This is a genomic window from Cytobacillus gottheilii (assembly GCF_900166665.1).
In the GTDB taxonomy this organism is placed as follows: Bacteria; Bacillota; Bacilli; order Bacillales; family Cytobacillaceae; genus Cytobacillus; species Cytobacillus gottheilii_A.
In genome coordinates, this window is sequence record NZ_LT800494.1 from 4,155,546 (window position 1) to 4,173,777 (window position 18,232).

The following is an 18,232-nucleotide window of genomic DNA, read 5'->3' on the forward strand; positions in this document are numbered from 1 at the left end:
AGAATGTGTTACCGCTTAATACGCCAAAAAAGATCTAAAATAATCCACCTTATTAATCAGAGAACCTCTTGAAATAGTACAAAAAGGAGAATAACAGCAAAGTTTTATTTGATTATTTTACACAAGAAAACAGCAAAAACAGCGGAATCCTCATTCGTCTTTCATATTCAGCTTCTTCATCAAAATTCTCTTTAAGCGGACGTGCTTCACTCATTCCGTCGATCTTAAACCCAGCCTGCTGAAGAATAGAAAAATAGTCTTCTATAGTTCGATGATATTTGACCACATGTTCCCCGATCCAAGGTTCAACTCTTTTCCCAGTGTGATAGTAATCGTCAACAATCCAATCCGAACGCCGGCCACCGTCTTGCACACTTTTAGATGAGCTCGTTAGTAGCGGATGCTGCACACTAAAGATAAAGCGGCCGCCCTCCTTCAAACATGAAAAGATTTCGTTAACTGCACTCTGCAAATCTTCAATATAGTGAAGAGCAAGCTGTGATACAACAAGATCATAGACTTCCGTTTCAAAATCAAAGTCTTCTATGGACGATTGCAAAATGGTGCAGCCAGGATGATCCTCAAGTAACTCTCTTGCTTTCTGGCACATGCTTTCAGATCCATCCATACCTGTATATGTATTCCCCTTATTTTGAAGAAGCATTTCGCCAAGCGATGCATCCCCACAGCCTACATCTAAAATTTTTTGATTTTCGATGTTCCCCATCATGCTTAGAAGAGCAGGCAGTTCAATCACAATATTCGGACTCTCTTTACGATGGCGGCGTTTCATATAATTCTCAAAAAAACTCTTTTGATCATATACCGATGATCCTTTGAATTCCATATCGCTTCCCCCTTACTCTGATTTTGGTCTCCCTCGATATTTGCATTCACGCAGTTCAAGTTCGTATGCCTCTAACCCTGGCAGTCCCATCTCTTTTGCAATCAGCAATTCCTTTTCAATATCATATGGCAGCCGGACAAGCTCTATGGAAAATGGTGAGGCTTCTTTTGATTGATATACACCGTGCAGGATGCAATAGGTTGCTCCTTTCATATCAAGTGAGTTTCCAACACTTCCGGCATTGAAAAGCATTCGCTGCGGATAGATCGGCTGTATAAGTGCAGCATGAATATCTCCATAGCCGACAACATCAGGAACTGCACCGTCTTCCAGCGGAGCAATCCATTCTGTATTAGCAAACATATCCTGCAGTTCCTCGATTGATGCTCCCATTGGAAATACCCGATGGTAGACACTCTTAGCGGAGGCGTGAAACAGTCTTACATATTTCCCGCTCATATAAAAATCATAATGAAACGGCAAACTCCCTAAATACGCCATATCCCCTTCATCAAGCTGGTTCTGCTGCCAGACAATCTCCGAGGAGTCAATCGGCTTTCGAATAAAATCATCCCAGTTGCCAAGCACCACAACCTCACATTTTTCACGAATCAGCTCCAATACTTTTTTTGAATTCGGCCCTTTTCCAACTAGATCACCTAAGCATAGGACCCTCTGAATATCTCTTCTTTCAATATCCTCTAAAACTGCTTCAAGCGCCGTAAGATTACCGTGGATATCTGATATTACTGCAATTTTATCCATCGTGATCCCCCTTTTATCCATTTCATTCTCTATACAGGAAAGCTTTTCCTTTAATTTTAGCATGCTGATTTTGATTATAAAAAATATATGTTAAAATAACGGGTAGGGCAAGTGATGCCTGATTCTTTTAATATTAAGGAGAAGAGTTATGTCAAAAGTTCTTGTATTCGGACACAAAAACCCTGACACAGACACAATTTGTTCAGCGCTTGTATATGCAGAATTAAAAAACAAATTAGGCGTTAATGCCGAAGCAATCCGTTTAGGCGAAGTAAACGCAGAAACACAGTATGCCCTAAACTACTTCAACGTAGATGCTCCTAGACTAGTAACAGCTGTAGCATCTGAGGCAGAGGAAGTTATCCTTGTTGACCATAATGAGTTTCAGCAAAGTGCCAACGATATTAAAGATGTGAAAATCCTTGAGGTAATTGATCATCACCGTATCGCAAACTTTGAGACAAGCGATCCTCTATACTATCGTGCTGAGCCTGTTGGCTGTACTGCAACGATTTTGAAGAAAATCTACAAAGAAAACAGCATTGAAATCACAAAGGAAATGGCCGGTTTAATGCTATCAGCTATTATCTCAGATTCCCTGCTGTTTAAATCTCCAACATGCACAGACCAAGATGTGGCAGCAGCAAAAGAACTTGCTGAAATTGCTGGAGTTGATGCGGAAGCATATGGTCTTGAAATGTTAAAAGCTGGTGCAGACCTAAGCGATAAAACAATTGAAGACCTGCTGACAATTGATGCGAAAGAATTCCAAATGGGCAGCTATAAAACAGAAGTGGCGCAAGTAAACGCTGTTGATGTAAACGACGTCATCAGCCGCCAAGCTGAACTTGAAGAGGCCATTTCACTCATTGTAGAGTCTAAAAACCTGGACTTATTCCTTCTTGTTGTAACAGACATCTTAAACAATGATTCTGTTGCACTTGCACTCGGAAACCAAAGCCCTGCCGTTGCAGAAGCATTTGGCGTAAGTCTTGAGAACAATAAAGCTGTGTTAAAAGGTGTTGTTTCCCGTAAGAAGCAGATTGTACCACCTTTGACGAATGTATTGGCAGCGAAATAATAGTAGAAAAACATCCCGTTACATATTACGGGATGTTTTTTATGGACAACTATCCATTTTTCTATCACAGCTGTGGCTATATTCACTTTCCATCTATTTGATATACCAGCCTTTCCATTAACTCACTCACCGTCTGCCTCACAGCCATTCCATAGTTACTTCCGGCCCATAGTGACATAAACTGGGCATTCCCTTGCGCAGCCGCCTTTTTTCTTAACCCTCCGGTGAGTGTGTTCTGATAAGGAAATGGTAAGGTCGGCTTTTCATTCATTTCAGTGATAAATTGATTATGAATGCCCCGTGCCAGCTTACCTGAAAAAGCTCTCGTTAAAACAGTTTCTTCCTCTCCATTTATTAAAATCTCTTTATAAGCAGATGCTGCTCCACTTTCTTCGCATGTTAAAAATGCTGTTCCAAGCTGGACTCCCTGAGCACCTAAGTCCAATACTTCTTGAATGGATTCCCCATTCATCATTCCTCCAGCTGCAATGACTGGAATCCGAAGCTTCGGAACAACCTGTGCCACTAAATCATGAACTGGGATTAATTCATCTTGTTCTCCATGGAATGTTCCGCGGTGTCCTCCCGCTTCTTCTCCTTGAATAACGATTGCATCCATTCCACTAGCTTCTAGCCTTAATGCATCTTTTACAGTAGTTGCGGTCCCAATTAATACAGCAGCATTTTTCTTAAGCTCCCGAACGATCTCCTCCCCGGGTATCCCAAATGTAAAGCTAACGATCGGAACTTTTTCCTTAAGAACTTCTTCAACTTGATTTTCAAACACCCACTTGCTGTTCACTTCCATCTTTCTTAGTAACTGCTCCACATTTAGTTCCGACTCAATGGTTTCCAGTGCTTTCGCTGCCAATTCCATCTCTTCAAGGGAAGGCATTGGGAAATTCTCCATTACAAATAAATTCACAGCAAATGGTTTGGCTGTCCGTTCTCTAACCCTATTAATCATTAGAGTGATCTCTTCCGGCTGCATATACCCTGCACCGATTTGACCAAGACCGCCAAATTCAGAAACAGCGCCTACAAGGTGATCTGTCGTCACCCCTCCTGCCATTCCAGCCTGAAAAATGGGATAACGAATTTGGAGAAGTTCTGTCAATTGATTTCTATTCCAGCACATTTGAACAGCTCCTTTTTATCTAAACATTCAGTTAATTACAGCAAAAGAAAGACCGGGGGAATTCTCCCGCCAGTCTAGACTAACTTTTCTATAATACTGTCAGCCACTGTGTGCCAATGGTTCTCATCCTCTTGGTATGAAGCAGTTAAACGCTTATACATAGCCGCTTGCTCGTCCTTAAAGTGATCAGCATCAGCATCTGGCAGCTTGCTTCTTTCAGATATAACAAGCTCTTGAAGTTTGGGAGCTCGCGGTCCCCAAACAGCCACTTCTTCTCCTTCACTGTTAAGGAAAACGAAGATTGGAATGGCTCTTGATGTTCCGTTTGTTAAGTATTGATCCATTAATTCCAAGTTAGAATCTCGCAATAGGAAGCGAACTTCCATGCCGATTTCCTCTGCAATCTTTAGAAGGACTGGATTGTTGAGCATCGCATCTCCACACCAGTCCTCTGTTAGCACGATTACTTTAAGCCCTTTATCTTTAACAGGCTGCAGCTTTTCTTTTTCCTCTGAAGACAAAGTATATTTGCTGTAGATCCCCAGCATTTCATCTTTGTTCACAGTCATTCCGGCAATGTATTCTTCTTTTGTAAGTCCTTTATCAAACCACTCTTGTAAATTCATTTCCCTATCGCCCCTTTGTTTATTTCATACCTATATTTTATAAGCGACAGGGAAGAATTACAAATTGCACGATTTTTATCAATCCATCATTCGTTTCTTAAAAGTAACGTAGGATAAGATAAATACGGCAGCAATCCACACAGCAATAACAGCCAAATTGCTCCAAACATCTCCAAAACCTGCTCCTGCCTGAACCTCTTTTGCTAATTCAATCAATTGGCTGTTCGGCATATATTCAGCAGCCTTCAAAATTGGAAAACGCTCTGCAAAAAGAGCTGCATATGAACCAAAAGTGAAGATAAAGAAAAATGGCATAATCACAACAGATGCTTCCATAACAGATTTCGTTATTAAGCCTAAAATAGTTCCAAGACCGATGTAAAAAAGAGTAGATAAGGCGATAGCTGCACCAACAATAACTATATTTTCAGGCTGATAATCCATGAGCATAGCAGAAAATACTATAACAAGAAGAGTTGTTACAAATGTAAGCAAGCTTTTACCTGCCATAATTTCGAGTGTACTGGCAGGAGAAAGCATAAGCCCGCGCAAAGTATTTTTCTCTTTTTCTTCGGCAATCAATGAACATTGGATATACGCTCCAACTAGAGATAACGACATATTCATGACAGTATAAATAATGTCAATGCCCACTCCACCTTCCATATTATACAAAAACGCCATTACAAGCGGTACGATAACTGTAAATGAAACATACATATTTTTACTAACATCTTTATAATCTTTTTGAAAAATAGCTAAAGTGCGTTTTAATGAAAATGTCATGATAGCTTCCTCCCTGTAATTTCTACAAATATATCTCCAAGTGTTGGCTCGTTCGAGTTAACAGAAACAACTTTATTTTCAGACATTAGCTGGTACATGCGCTGTGCTCCCTTATCACCTTTCTCAAGCACCTCAATCTGCCCATTATCCAGTTCAACAGATATCGTATTATCTGCATACTGTTTGCGGAGCTGCTTAGGCGGTCCGATTAGCTGGATTTTTCCTTTATTTAAAAAAGCAACGCGATCACAAAGCAATTCTGCTTCATTCATATCATGAGTTGTTAAGAAAATTGTTGTACCATTTTCTTTCAATTGATCTAGCCCACGATAAATATGACGTGAATTGACTGGGTCAAGTGCAGATGTCGGTTCATCCAGAAAGAGCAGATCAGGTTTGTGTAAAAAAGCTCTTGCCAATGTGACACGCTGCGTCATTCCTTTTGAAAGCTTTGAAACAGGCTTCTTTCTCTCATCCTTTAAATTAACCATTTCTAATACTTCTTCAATTCTGGAATGCGGGACATCATATAATCCACAGTATAATTTTAAATTATCGTAGATTGATAACCTTTCATATAATCCGCTGTTATCCGTTAATACTCCTATTTTCCCCCGCTGCGCTGGATCCTTTAGAAGATGAGCTGGACGCCCAAAAACATATGCTTCACCATCTGTCTGAGCCATTTGTGCAGTCAATATTTTAATAGTAGTTGTTTTACCTGAACCACTTGGACCAAGGAAACCAAATGTTTCACCTTTCTTAATTTCGAATGAAACATCCTCAAGTGCTGTTTGATTCGCAAATAATTTTGCTAACGATTTTACCTCAATGATATTTTCCATTTTCATCCTCCTGCATTTGTTTTGCTGACCTCATCATATGACAGTCCACAGGTTCATGCAGTATATATATCATGAAAAGAGCAATATTGAGGTTGAATAGACCATATAATCGGTGAATGGAGCATTATTTAAGGCCAAGCATTTCCTTTAATTCAGCCATTTTCGTTTTCGAAAGCGGTATAGATGACTGATCATGCAGAACAAGGGAATAACTATTCCTTGTCCAGGTAATAACCTCCCGAACTTTCTGGAGATTAACAATGTACGAACGATGACAGCGGTAGAAACCGTATGGAAGAAGTCTTTGTTCAAGTTCATTTAATGTAAACATACTTTGATACATGTCGCCTTTTATGTATAACTGTGAGCTTCCCTCACTGCTTTCAATATAATCGATTTCAGGAGGGTCAAATAAAATGATTTTATCATTCACTTTAGTTGGAATTTTTTCAAAGCGAACCGGCTGTATAATCGGCTCTAGCTCTTCTTCGGCTGCTGCCTCCTTTTCAGTTTCCTGCTGCATTACGTCCAGCTTATGTAATCCAAGTTCATCCAGCCTATATATATTGTCTGTTACCGCTAGAGCACTTTCCATATTGCTCGTTAGCACAAGGACTGTTTTATTATTCTTCTGCAATTCTTGTATCATTTTCATTAATACACGCTTTGTTTCCAGATCAACATTTTGATCTGGTTCTTCCAATATATATATATCAGTTTTTTTTAAGAGCAGGTGCCCATAATGGACTCTTCTTTTCTCTGATGTGGTCAGTTTGCCAATTCTGATGTTCTTTTTGGTCTCTAGCTGTGTTTGCTGCAGAATTTGTTCCAGTGAGAAATCTGAATTAAATAGCTTTTGATAAAATAAGAAAGTTTCTTTCACCGTTAAGCGTTCATAAAGGCCATCTTCTAAAGAAAAAAAGCTGACTCTCTGAAAATACTCCCTTTTCATTAGATGTATACTTACTCCATCTATAGAAATAGCCTGTTCAGGAACAGGCAGCTTCCTGCTCATCATTTCTAAAAGAACTGTTCTGACATTAATGCTTGTAAGTAATCCAATAATTTCCCTGGATTCAATTGAAAGCTGAAAAGAGGGAAATACAATAGTATGGCCATCATGTTTCTCAATATTGTTAAATGATAAAATTGTCACGTTCCTACCGCCTTTTTCTGCTATATATCTAGTATCTTTGATCATTATACATGAATTTACCATGGGAAAACTTGTCTAATTTTGAGAATAATCATCTTTTCCTGGGAAATAAAAAGAAAACATGTCGAAATATACAGACAAGCTTGCGAAAAACAAAACTGCTACAAAACTAAAATATTCATATTATAATATGAAAAATCCTAGCATGAAATATGGTAATAAAAAAAACAAGCCCCCGTTACATTGCGCTGCGGACTCTCGCTTTCCACGGGGAGGAAGCTGAGCCTCCTCGTCGCTGCCGCTCCTGCGGGGTCTCAGCCTTTCCTCTATTTCCCGCCGGAGTCGAGTGTCCTCCGCTCCATTTCACTCAAGTGTTTGTATTTCAAAAGCAAAAAATCCGAATAATTAGAAAGGAATAATTTCTAATCATTCGGATGTATCACTGGTCTGAACACTTAAATCCAAACCCTATTTTCAACAAATAGCAGCTAGAAGGCAAGCCGCCTCCGCTTTTCTATTGTCTAGTTCCAGCGGCTAGCCGCTCGAGGTCATAAGTCAATCCGTTCAGAAGGTTAAAGAACAACCTTCCGCCCGGCTCGCCTTATGCTTGTCGCGGCTGGGCAAGCCGCCTCCACTTTTCTGTTTACCTTTTTTGTATTTCCTGCATTAATAGCTTGTTCAAAAGCTGTGGGTTTGCTTGTCCCTTTGTTGCCTTCATCATTTGGCCAACAAGGAAGCCTACTGCTTTTTGTTTTCCATTTTTAAAGTCCTCAATAGACTGCGGGTTATTGTCCAAAGTATCGGAAATAATCTTCAGCAGCGCAGATTCATCCGAAATTTGTACAAGACCTTTGTCTTTAACGATTTGCTGAGCCGTTCCGCCATTCTCGACCAATTCCTTAAATACAGTTTTTGCCATTTTAGAAGAAATTGTTCCATCTTCGATCAGCTTAATCATTCCAGCAAGACCTTCTGGTGAAAGCTTTGTCTCATGAAGTTCTTTCTGCTCTGCATTCAGATAAGCAGATAGTTCCCCCATCACCCAGTTAGATGCTTGTTTTGCCTCTGCACCCGCTTCTACAGCGCCTTCAAAGAAGTCTGCCGTTTCTTTCGTAACCGTTAAAACAGCTGCATCGTAAGCTGGTAAGCCAAATTGCTCCACATAACGCTTTTGTCTAGCATCCGGAAGTTCTGGAATTTCAGCTTTTATTCTTTCCTTCCACTCATCATCGATATGAATGTCTAAAAGATCAGGCTCTGGGAAATAGCGATAATCATCAGATCCTTCTTTTACACGCATCAGCAGTGTTGCACCTGTTGATTCATCGAACCTTCTTGTTTCCTGTTCAATTATACCGCCGCCGTTCAAAACCTCTGCCTGGCGTTTCTCTTCAAATTCAAGACCTTTACGAACAAAGTTAAACGAGTTTAAGTTCTTCAATTCAGTCTTTGTTCCAAACTCCTCCTGCCCGACTGGACGCAAGGAAATATTGGCATCACAGCGCAGAGATCCTTCTTCCATCTTACAATCAGATACGCCTGTGTATTGAATGATAGATTTTAATTTCTCTAAATACGCATATGCTTCGTTTGGCGTACGGATATCTGGTTCTGATACAATCTCAATTAGCGGTGTGCCTTGACGGTTATAGTCAACAAGCGAATATCCTTTTCCATGGGTGAGCTTCCCCGCATCTTCTTCTAAGTGAATCCGGGTAATTCCAATCTTCTTTTTATAGCCATCCACTTCAATTTCAATCCATCCATGCTCACCGATCGGTTTATCAAACTGAGAAATTTGATAGGCCTTCGGGTTATCTGGATAAAAATAGTTTTTGCGGTCAAATTTCGTGACAGGTGCAATCTCACAATTCAATGCCATTGCAGCCTTCATTCCATAATCGATAACCTTTTTGTTTACAACTGGCAGCACGCCAGGATATCCAAGGTCAATAACAGTCGTATTCGTGTTTGGGTCAGCTCCAAAGTGGTTCGGGCTTGATGAAAAAATCTTTGAGTCTGTTTTTAGTTCAACGTGTACCTCTAGTCCAATAACCGTTTCAAAGTTCATGTCTTTCCCCCCCTTACAATACCGGTTTTTGTTTATGATGATCTGTTTCCTGCTCAAACGCGTGAGCAACACGATAAATGGTACTCTCATCAAAATGTTTTCCAATAATCTGCAGACCCAGCGGCAGACCTTCGCTTGACATTCCGCATGGAACTGAAATACCTGGCACACCTGCAAGATTCACTGGAATTGTTAAAATATCATTTGCGTACATCGTTAACGGATCGTCCACTTTTTCACCAAGCTTAAAGGCTGGAGTTGGTGTTGTTGGTCCAATAATGACATCATAGTTTTCAAACACTTGTTCAAAATCTTGTTTAATTAATGTGCGCACCTTTTGTGCCTTTTTATAATAAGCATCATAATAGCCTGAGCTTAATGCAAATGTACCTAACATAATTCTGCGTTTTACTTCGTCTCCAAATCCTTCAGCTCGTGTCTTTTTGTATAGTTCTAACAGATTTTCAGGATTTTCAGTACGATAGCCATACCGTACGCCATCAAAACGCGCTAAGTTGGCAGATGCCTCAGATGACGATAATAGGTAGTAAGCAGCCAAGGCATATTTTGAATGAGGCAATGAAACCTCTTCCCATGTTGCTCCTAATTTTTCAAGAACACTTAGCGATTTCAAAACAGAAGCTCGCACTTCTTCTGTTACACCTTCTCCTAAGTATTCCTTTGGCACTGCAATTCTCAGCCCCTTTACATCGCCTGTTAGAGCCTCCGTAAAGTTTGGCACATCCACATTTGCTGAAGTGGAATCCATTGGATCAAGGCCAGCAATTGCCTGCAGCAAGAAGGCATTGTCCTCGACATTTCTTGTAATAGGACCAATTTGATCAAGTGAAGAGGCGAACGCAACAAGCCCAAAACGAGAAACACGTCCATATGTAGGCTTTAGACCGACTACTCCACAAAAAGATGCCGGCTGTCTAATCGAACCGCCTGTATCAGATCCTAATGAAAAAAGAACCTCCCCAGCAGCAACTGATGCAGCAGATCCACCTGAAGAACCGCCGGGAACATGTTCGATATTCCATGGGTTGCGTACTGGTTTGAAGCCAGAATTCTCGTTAGAAGAACCCATTGCAAATTCATCCATATTCAGTTTTCCAACTGTAATGGTTTCCGCACTATGTAATTTATTGACTACGGTAGCATCGTAAATCGGATCAAAGTTGTCCAATATTTTACTTGCACAAGTGGTTCTCAAGCCTTGAGTGACAATGTTATCTTTCACACCAATCGGCATCCCAAACAGTATGCCTTTTGTTTCACCAGCTGTAAGCTTGGCATCTAAGTCCTTTGCTTTTTGAAGCGCCTTTTCCTCATCTAATGTTAAAAAGGCCTGAACTTTATCGTCTACCTCCGAAATTCTTTTAAAAGAATATGAAACGAGGTCAGAGACGGAAATTTCTTTACTATGAAGCTTTGCATGCAATGCTTTTACTCCATCATCAAATAAGCTCATATGTTTCCCTCCAGTTCTCTCTATCTTTTATGATACTAATTCCGATTTACTCTTCCGTCATAATAGGCGGTACTTTAATATAGCCATCCTGATGATTTGGAGCATTTTTTACAACTTCAGATTGCGGCAGCCCTTGCTTTGCCACGTCTTCCCGCAATACATTTTTCATATCAAGAACATGTGAAGTTGGTTCGACTCCATCTGTATCAAGCTCATTCAGCTGCTCAGCAAACGTAATCATCCTATCCAACTGGTTGCGGAACGATTCGGTTTCTTCTTCTGATAACTGCAGTCTCGCCAAATTTGCTACATGTTTTACTTGATCTGATGAAATTCTTGTCATTATGTGCACCTCCAAAAACATTGTTATTCCTATGTACATTACTATTGATCATATCAAACTTTCACGCGTTAAAGCAATGTTCGTCCTATTTGTACCCTACTCATTTTATCATGAAATTCCTGTTTGTTATGGACTTTTCCCTTTAACCGATTGCTTGGCAAGTATTTTATTCTGTTAGGTTTGACAAAACAAGTTTTAATGGGTTTTAATAAAAAAGACCGATCGTTCTTTTATCGAAGGGAGATATACTATGAATAAAGGCGAAAGAACCAAAAATTATATCATTGAGCAATCATCCTCTTTATTTAACACAATTGGTTATAAAGCCACATCCATTTCAGATATTATGAGTGCTACTGGACTTAAAAAAGGGGGCATTTATAATCACTTCGAAAGTAAAGAAGCCATTGCCAGAGCTTCCCTTCAGCATTTAATCAATACACTAAAATGTAAATATAAAGAGGAGATTTCTCTAAGTTCTACTGCTCATGGCAAATTAAATGCCTTTTTTGCTACATTTAGCACGTTAGCTACTGATCAAATTGTTATTGGCGGGTGTCCATTAATGAATGCAGCCATTGAAGCAGATGACACAAATTTTGAATTTGATGGAGAAGTCAAAGATGGATTTAATGGTCTTTCCGGCTTCGTGCAAAAGATATTGGAATTCGGCATAGATAGTGGTGAAATAAATAAAAAAGTAAATCCCGAACAAATGTCAATATTTATATTAGCTTCATTAGAAGGCGGTCTTGCTCTTAGCAGATTATATAAAGAAAAGAAATATCTTGATACCGTAATTATGCAATTGAACAGCCAATTATTTTAGCGTCAATTGCTTTTTTTACCACCTAAAACAGACCGATTGGTTTCTTAAATAATAAAAGAGGTGATATGATGGAGCCTTACATTCAATTAAATGCCAATAAAAAAATCCCTGTTCCGCCCATCGCTAAGCTTATCGGCTTTTTTCCTACAGAAATTAAAAGTGGTGAAACGACTTTTGAATTAGAGACAAAAGAGGTACATTTTAACCCAATGGGAACTGTTCATGGAGGAGTTTTATCTGATTTGGCTGATGCAGCAATGGGATTAGCTTATTCCACACTGTTAAAAGAAAATGAGACCTTTACTACAATCGAGTTAAAAATTAACTTTCTTAAACCCATTTGGCTAACAACCTTAAAAGCACACGCCAAAGTAATAAAAAAAGGAAAAACAATTGGCTATATAGACTGCTCAATTTATGACGGCGATGGTGCCATTGTTGCCATGGCAAGCTCGACATGTATGACATTAACCGGAGAAAATGCAAAAAATAGAAAACTGGAAAATAATACTTGAGCGGAGGTATTACTATGAATCGGAGAGTGGTTGTTACAGGATATGGATCCATTTCACCATTGGGAAATGACACAGAGACGTTATGGAATCATGTAATTGGAGCCAAATCAGGAATTTCAAAAATTGAATTTGAGGGTTATGAGGATATCCGCACAAAAGTAGCTGGCCTTATTAAAGATTTTTCCCCAAACCTATATTTTGAAAAAAAAGAAATGAACAAGTATGACAAGTTTGTACAATATGCCTATGCTGCTGCAGCACAAGCATTAAATCAATCAAGATTAATAATAGAAAACGAAGATCCATATAGACTAGGAGTCTTCATTGGTTCTGGTATAGGAGGTATGGACACCTTTTTAAGCAATCATAAGAACTTAATAGATAATGGCACAAAGAAAGTTTCTCCCTTCATGGCACCTATGATGATCAGCAACATGGCAGCCGGAATTGTCTCAATCAAAACTGGATTTAAAGGGACTAGTTTTTCACCTGTTTCTGCCTGTGCAACTAGCAATCATGCAATTGGAGAAGCTTTCCTAAATATACGTCATGGTTATTCTGATGCCATTTTAGCAGGCGGCACAGAAGCTTCTATTAATGCTTTATCATTTGCAGGCTTCTCAAGAATGAAAGCCATGAGTGCACATAATGACAATCCTGCAAAGGCGAGCAGACCTTTTGATAAACAGCGGGATGGGTTTGTTATGGCGGAAGGAGCAGGCATTTTGCTCCTTGAAGAATATAAACACGCGTTAAAACGAGGTGCACATATCTTAGGAGAGATTATTGGTTATGGATCAACGACTGACGCTTTTCACATTACATCTCCTGATTTTCGCGGTGCAGCACAGGCAATGAAACTGGCCATTCAATCAGCAGAGATTACCCCTGCAGATATTGAATACATCAATGCTCATGGAACAAGCACGCCAGAAGGTGATAAATCTGAAACGAAAGCAATAAAGGCTGTATTTGGTGAGCATGCATATAAACTCAAAGTTAGCTCGACAAAATCCATGACCGGTCATCTATTCGGAGCTGCTGGCGGAATTGAATCTATTATAACTATGAACAGTTTATCTGCTGGCATATTGCCGCCAACCATTAATTATGAAAATCCTGATGAGGAATGTGACCTTGATTATGTTCCAAATACACCCATAAACAGCAGCATCCATTATGCTCTTTCAAATGGATTTGGATTTGGCGGCCATAATGCCGTGCTGGTATTCAAAAAGTTTGCAGAATAACTGTATGGTTTTAATAAACCAGTCAGGAAGCTGGAACATACGTATTTAATCCAATTATAAATATGAATAATTCTCAGAAGATCTTTTAAAAAAGCACACCAAGAACATCTAAGAAAACAACCACGATTGCAGCAGGTGCAGCATATTTTACCAGAAAGTACCATGTATGAAATAATGGAAGTGAAACGTCTGCACCCTGCTTCATTTCCCTCAACAAGTCACTTTTCTTTATTTTTAACGAAATAAAGAAAGAGGTAAAAAAAGCTCCAAGCGGCATTAAGACATTGCTTGCTGCATAATCGACTAAATCAAAAAAGGTTTTATCCCAAAGCTTTACATCCTCCATGATGCCGTAAGAGAGGGCAGAAGGAATTCCAATGAGAAAAATAAGCAGCCCAAACATCCAAGTATACTTCTGCCTTTTTACAGGATCTTGCTTTGCCGTTACCGATACAGCAATCTCTATCATAGAAAAGGCTGATGTTAAGGCAGCAAATAGAAACAGGATTAAGAACGAGCTAAAAAAGAATACACCAAATTCCATCTGAGCAAACACCGCAGCAAGGGCGATGAATACGAGAGGCGGTCCTGCATTTGGCTCAATCCCGAAGGAAAAAACTCCAGGGAAAATTGCGAGACCAGCAAGCAAACACACAAATAAATTCATTGCGATAATTAAGAAGGCTGAGCGCGGCAGGTTTTGTGACCTTGGTAAATAGGATGCATATGTAACCATTACAGAAGAACCTAAACTAATTGTAAAAAAAGCCTGTCCGAGCGCAAATAAAATAGACTCTGAAGTTAATTGCCCAAAATCAGGTACAAGTAAAAATTTTACCCCCTCTGCTGCACCATCGAGTGTCAGCGATCGGATAACGACGATAATAAATAATCCAAACAAAACAGGCATTAGTATTTTACTGACCTTTTCTATGCCTTTTTGCACACCTTTTGCCACTACCATCACCGTAAGTGTAATAAAAACAAACTGCCCAACCAATGTCGCTAGCGGGTCAGAAATAATTTCTTCAAATAGTACCCCGTATTCATGTATTGAGAGTCCATTCAAACCGCCTGTTAACGCTTCACACAAGTAAAGGATGATCCATCCGCCAATGACACTGTAAAAAGATAGCACTAAGATTCCAATCAGTACTCCAGCTCGTCCTAAAAGCGGCCACATCGAATTCGGCGCCATTTTTTTATAGATGGAAACAGCATTATCCTGTCCCTTCCTGCCTACAATAAATTCACCGACAAGCAATGGATAGCCAATTAATAAAGCAAATACAAGAAAAACTAGAAAAAAAGCTCCACCCCCGCCTGTTCCTGCAATATAAGGAAATTTCCATATTGCCCCTAACCCTATTGCAGAACCTGCTGCGGCTAAAATAAAGCCTATTTTAGATGACCATTGTTCATTTTGCTTCATTCTGCCTTCTTCCTTCCATTACTTGAATTCATATCTATTATATTATTGTTATGACTTCTTTCATTACTAATTTCTGATGTAAGAAGCTGTTAGAAGGTAGGAGAATTCTAGAATCCTGTATATAAAAGTACAAAAAGAGGCTAGGGCAAAACGAAATTAATATTTTTTAGACACGAATATTTATAATCCTGGTTTGGTATTTAAACAAGCCCGTTCCACCTGCGCTGCGGACCCTCGCTTTCCGCGGGGAGCAAGCTAAGCCTCCTCGTCACTCCGTTCCTGCGGGGTATCACCCTTGCTCTTCAGCCCGCAGGAGTCGAGGGCCTCCGCTCCATTTCACTCATGTTTAGAAATATTAAATGTTAAAAACAAATAAAAACCGGATGATTAGAAAGATTAACCTCCTACTCATTCGCTTCTGTGGTTACGCTGAATACTTATGTCTTAGTATGTTTTAGTTGCCCTTAAATAATTTCGCAAAAAAACCTTTCTTAGGTTTCTTTATTTCAGGTGTCAATTGTGGCTGCCCCTCATCCACAAAGATGTTTTCTTTATCGATCGCATAATCATAAGCCAGTACAAGCCCAATATCAGTATTATGGTCTTTATTCGTGACCATTGTGTATTCAATATGATACTTTGATGCTGCTTTCATGTACTTTGATAAATACTCATAATTCATGTTTCCGTTTAAGTAGAGATGTGCCTCACGGTTTTCCTGCATTGCTTTCTCTGCTTCTTTGTTCACTCCGCTTTTTCGAACTTGAGGCTGTGTTAAAGCGATTACGATTCTTTCTCTTAACGTCCCCAGGAACTTCCTGCGCTCATCTGGTTTTGTCTGTTTTTCGCCGTACATTCCTTTTTGCAAATATTCGTCCACATGATCAGCCATCTTGCACCTCCAGCTTGAATTTATTCAACCCCTTACCATTCAATCAAACGTTTGATTAATATGTATGTTCGCATATGTTATGTGAATTATAACATTGGTCAGTGTTGGTACTCCAGGCTTACTCTTACACCTTTAATACTTCTTGAAACACTTGCTATATATGATTTAACCTAATTGTGATGTATCTATTCAACACTATGCGCACTTATTCAAGTTATTCCTAAGAATGGTTGTCAAAATCTATCGGCAACTCTAGACATATTAGATGTTACAGATTTAATTTTATTAATTTGATTGTATAGATATGTCTTTACATCCGTATGATTGCGTAAATAAGTCATTATAGTGAATTTTTATACATTTCGACATAAACAGCAGTTGGACTAAAAAGACATAGTGATCTACCTATGTTATGATGGATAGTGCATTTTCCCAGGTGGAAACAAATTGGATTTTTTCATGAAATGTATACACCTGAATATAACTATACAAAGGAGGTGAAAAAATGGGGTTAGCTGCAGCAACCTGGTTTTGGCTGCTTGTGCCAATGCCTTTATTAGTGATTCTATCCGCATTTACTTATTACACTGAGAAGAGGAGAGAATAATACAATGGACATAAATATTCCTACACTCATTTCTATCATCATCTATTTAATTGGAATGATTGTTATTGGCTATTTGGCCGCACGAAAAACTAAGGATTTATCTGATTATGTGCTTGGCGGAAGGGGACTTGGCCCTGGTGTTGCCGCATTGAGTGCTGGTGCTTCTGATATGAGCAGCTGGCTCATGCTCGGATTGCCAGGAGCCATGTATGTTGGGGGAATGAGCGAGATATGGCTTCCAATCGGTTTGGCTATTGGCGCCTACCTTAATTGGCAATTTATCGCAAAGCCTTTGCGTGTTTATACAGAAGTTGCCGATAACTCTATTACAATCCCTGATTTCTTTGAAAATCGATTTAAGGATGACTCTAAAATTCTTCGGGTGATTTCTGCTATTGTCATTCTAGTATTCTTTACTTTTTATACTTCCTCTAGTTTGGTTGGAGGAGCTATATTACTAGAAAACTCTTTTGGAATGGATTATATTGCAGCTTTATGGATCGGAGCTTTGGTGATTGTCACGTACACCTTTTTTGGCGGTTTTCTGGCAGCGAGCTGGACAGACTTCATTCAAGGAATTCTCATGTTCCTTGCCCTGATTATTATTCCAGTAGTTGTTATCTTTGAGCTTGGTGGCTGGAATGAGACCATTAATACAATTGGCAGCATAGATCCTTCATTCTTAAATGTGTATTCCGGCACAACCGTAATTGGCGTTGTCTCTTTGCTTGCATGGGGATTAGGATACTTTGGACAGCCTCATATACTTGTTCGATTTATGGGTATACGTTCGACTAAGGATATTCCGAAAGCAAGATTTATTGGAATGGGCTGGATGGTATTATCTTTGTTTGGAGCTATTTTTATTGGCTTTACCGGAATTGCTTATTTTGCGGAGACTCCGCTCGAAAATTCGGAAACTGTTTTTATCTTATTAACACAGGTATTATTTAATCCGGTTGTTGCCGGCTTTTTACTCGCAGCCATTCTCTCAGCAATCATGAGTACTGTTGATTCACAATTGCTCGTTTCTTCCAGTGCACTTGCAAACGATTTTTATAAATCAATTTTCAGAAGAAATGCTTCGAAAAAAGAAGAGATGATTGTTGGCAGAATCGCTGTAATCGGCATTGCAATTATTGCTATATTGCTAGGATATAATCCTGATAGTAAGGTACTGGAACTCGTCAGTTATGCTTGGGCAGGATTCGGGGCAGCGTTTGGTCCTGTCATTGTGCTGAGCCTATTCTGGAAACGAATGAATCGAAATGGTGCCATAGCTGGAATTATTACAGGAGCAGCAACCGTTATAATCTGGTCGCAGATTGAAGGCGGAATCTTTGATCTATATGAACTTGCACCAGGATTTCTATTTGGTGTGATCGCTATTATGATCTTCAGCCTAATGGGCAGCAGTCCCAGCAAGCAGGTACAGGAAGAATACAACTTATATAAATCTAAGCTCTAGGAATTAGACCTATCATGGTCAAGAGAGTGTCATCTTCTTTTCTGCTAGTAAAGCAAACTTATGACTGGCGGGCCTGCAAGGAGAACTTTTTTATATGTTAAATTTTC

General features: G+C 39.4%; 17 protein-coding genes. 5 read left to right on the plus strand and 12 right to left on the minus strand.

Going from position 1 to position 18,232, the window contains the following annotated elements; all coding sequences use genetic code 11:
• Positions 1-112: 112 nt before the first annotated feature.
• Positions 113-847, minus strand: a complete 735-nt coding sequence (locus B7E07_RS20435) for a class I SAM-dependent methyltransferase (RefSeq protein ID WP_080848647.1) — start codon at positions 845-847, stop codon at positions 113-115.
• Between the two features lie 12 nt (positions 848-859).
• Complete coding sequence (locus B7E07_RS20440) at positions 860-1,612, minus strand: metallophosphoesterase family protein (protein WP_080848648.1); 753 nt, start codon at positions 1,610-1,612, stop codon at positions 860-862.
• A gap of 148 nt (positions 1,613-1,760) precedes the next feature.
• Here B7E07_RS20440 and B7E07_RS20445 point away from each other — a divergent pair, with 148 nt between their 5' ends.
• On the plus strand, positions 1,761-2,693 hold the full coding sequence (locus B7E07_RS20445) for a manganese-dependent inorganic pyrophosphatase (protein WP_080848649.1): 933 nt from the start codon (positions 1,761-1,763) through the stop codon (positions 2,691-2,693).
• Between the two features lie 82 nt (positions 2,694-2,775).
• Here the strand turns inward: B7E07_RS20445 and B7E07_RS20450 are convergent, their stop codons facing one another.
• The 8 genes from B7E07_RS20450 to gatC form a co-directional block, all read right to left on the minus strand.
• Entirely contained in the window at positions 2,776-3,831 is a 1,056-nt protein-coding gene (locus tag B7E07_RS20450) for an NAD(P)H-dependent flavin oxidoreductase (protein ID WP_080848650.1), read from the minus strand.
• A gap of 74 nt (positions 3,832-3,905) precedes the next feature.
• Positions 3,906-4,457 (minus strand): thioredoxin family protein, encoded by a 552-nt coding sequence (locus tag B7E07_RS20455; protein ID WP_080848651.1) that lies wholly within the window; start codon positions 4,455-4,457, stop codon positions 3,906-3,908.
• A gap of 78 nt (positions 4,458-4,535) precedes the next feature.
• Positions 4,536-5,243, minus strand: a complete 708-nt coding sequence (locus tag B7E07_RS20460; RefSeq protein ID WP_080848652.1) for an ABC transporter permease — start codon at positions 5,241-5,243, stop codon at positions 4,536-4,538.
• Complete coding sequence (locus tag B7E07_RS20465; RefSeq protein ID WP_080848653.1) at positions 5,240-6,088, minus strand: ABC transporter ATP-binding protein; 849 nt, start codon at positions 6,086-6,088, stop codon at positions 5,240-5,242. Before B7E07_RS20465 ends, B7E07_RS20460 begins: the two co-directional genes overlap by 4 nt.
• 124 nt (positions 6,089-6,212) lie before the next feature.
• Positions 6,213-7,244 carry a LytTR family transcriptional regulator DNA-binding domain-containing protein gene (locus B7E07_RS20470; protein ID WP_080848654.1) on the minus strand — a complete coding sequence of 344 codons (1,032 nt, stop codon included), beginning with the start codon at positions 7,242-7,244 and terminating at the stop codon, positions 6,213-6,215.
• A 643-nt stretch (positions 7,245-7,887) separates the two neighbouring features.
• Positions 7,888-9,315: an Asp-tRNA(Asn)/Glu-tRNA(Gln) amidotransferase subunit GatB gene (gene gatB / locus B7E07_RS20475; protein ID WP_080848655.1), complete on the minus strand. Its 1,428-nt coding sequence runs from the start codon at positions 9,313-9,315 to the stop codon at positions 7,888-7,890.
• A 13-nt stretch (positions 9,316-9,328) separates the two neighbouring features.
• Positions 9,329-10,789: an Asp-tRNA(Asn)/Glu-tRNA(Gln) amidotransferase subunit GatA gene (gene gatA, locus B7E07_RS20480; protein WP_080848656.1), complete on the minus strand. Its 1,461-nt coding sequence runs from the start codon at positions 10,787-10,789 to the stop codon at positions 9,329-9,331.
• A 46-nt stretch (positions 10,790-10,835) separates the two neighbouring features.
• Entirely contained in the window at positions 10,836-11,132 is a 297-nt protein-coding gene (gatC, locus tag B7E07_RS20485) for an Asp-tRNA(Asn)/Glu-tRNA(Gln) amidotransferase subunit GatC (RefSeq protein ID WP_080848657.1), read from the minus strand.
• A gap of 250 nt (positions 11,133-11,382) precedes the next feature.
• Here gatC and B7E07_RS20490 point away from each other — a divergent pair, with 250 nt between their 5' ends.
• The 3 genes from B7E07_RS20490 to fabF all read left to right on the plus strand — a co-directional run bounded on the left by B7E07_RS20490 (position 11,383) and on the right by fabF (position 13,726).
• Entirely contained in the window at positions 11,383-11,961 is a 579-nt protein-coding gene (locus tag B7E07_RS20490) for a TetR/AcrR family transcriptional regulator (protein ID WP_080848658.1), read from the plus strand.
• Positions 11,962-12,026: 65 nt separating this feature from the next.
• Complete coding sequence (locus B7E07_RS20495) at positions 12,027-12,476, plus strand: PaaI family thioesterase (protein WP_080848659.1); 450 nt, start codon at positions 12,027-12,029, stop codon at positions 12,474-12,476.
• 14 nt (positions 12,477-12,490) lie between these two features.
• Positions 12,491-13,726 (plus strand): beta-ketoacyl-ACP synthase II, encoded by a 1,236-nt coding sequence (fabF, locus tag B7E07_RS20500; protein WP_080848660.1) that lies wholly within the window; start codon positions 12,491-12,493, stop codon positions 13,724-13,726.
• Between the two features lie 85 nt (positions 13,727-13,811).
• Here fabF and B7E07_RS20505 read toward each other — a convergent pair whose 3' ends face one another.
• Both B7E07_RS20505 and B7E07_RS20510 read right to left on the minus strand, forming a co-directional pair.
• Entirely contained in the window at positions 13,812-15,158 is a 1,347-nt protein-coding gene (locus B7E07_RS20505; protein WP_080848661.1) for a sodium-dependent transporter, read from the minus strand.
• 454 nt (positions 15,159-15,612) lie between these two features.
• Positions 15,613-16,050, minus strand: coding sequence for a YueI family protein (locus B7E07_RS20510; protein ID WP_080848662.1), 438 nt, complete (start codon positions 16,048-16,050; stop codon positions 15,613-15,615).
• 611 nt (positions 16,051-16,661) lie between these two features.
• On the opposite strand from B7E07_RS20510, the gene putP reads away from it, so the two are divergent.
• Complete coding sequence (gene putP / locus B7E07_RS20515) at positions 16,662-18,125, plus strand: sodium/proline symporter PutP (protein ID WP_080848663.1); 1,464 nt, start codon at positions 16,662-16,664, stop codon at positions 18,123-18,125.
• Positions 18,126-18,232 lie beyond the last annotated feature (107 nt).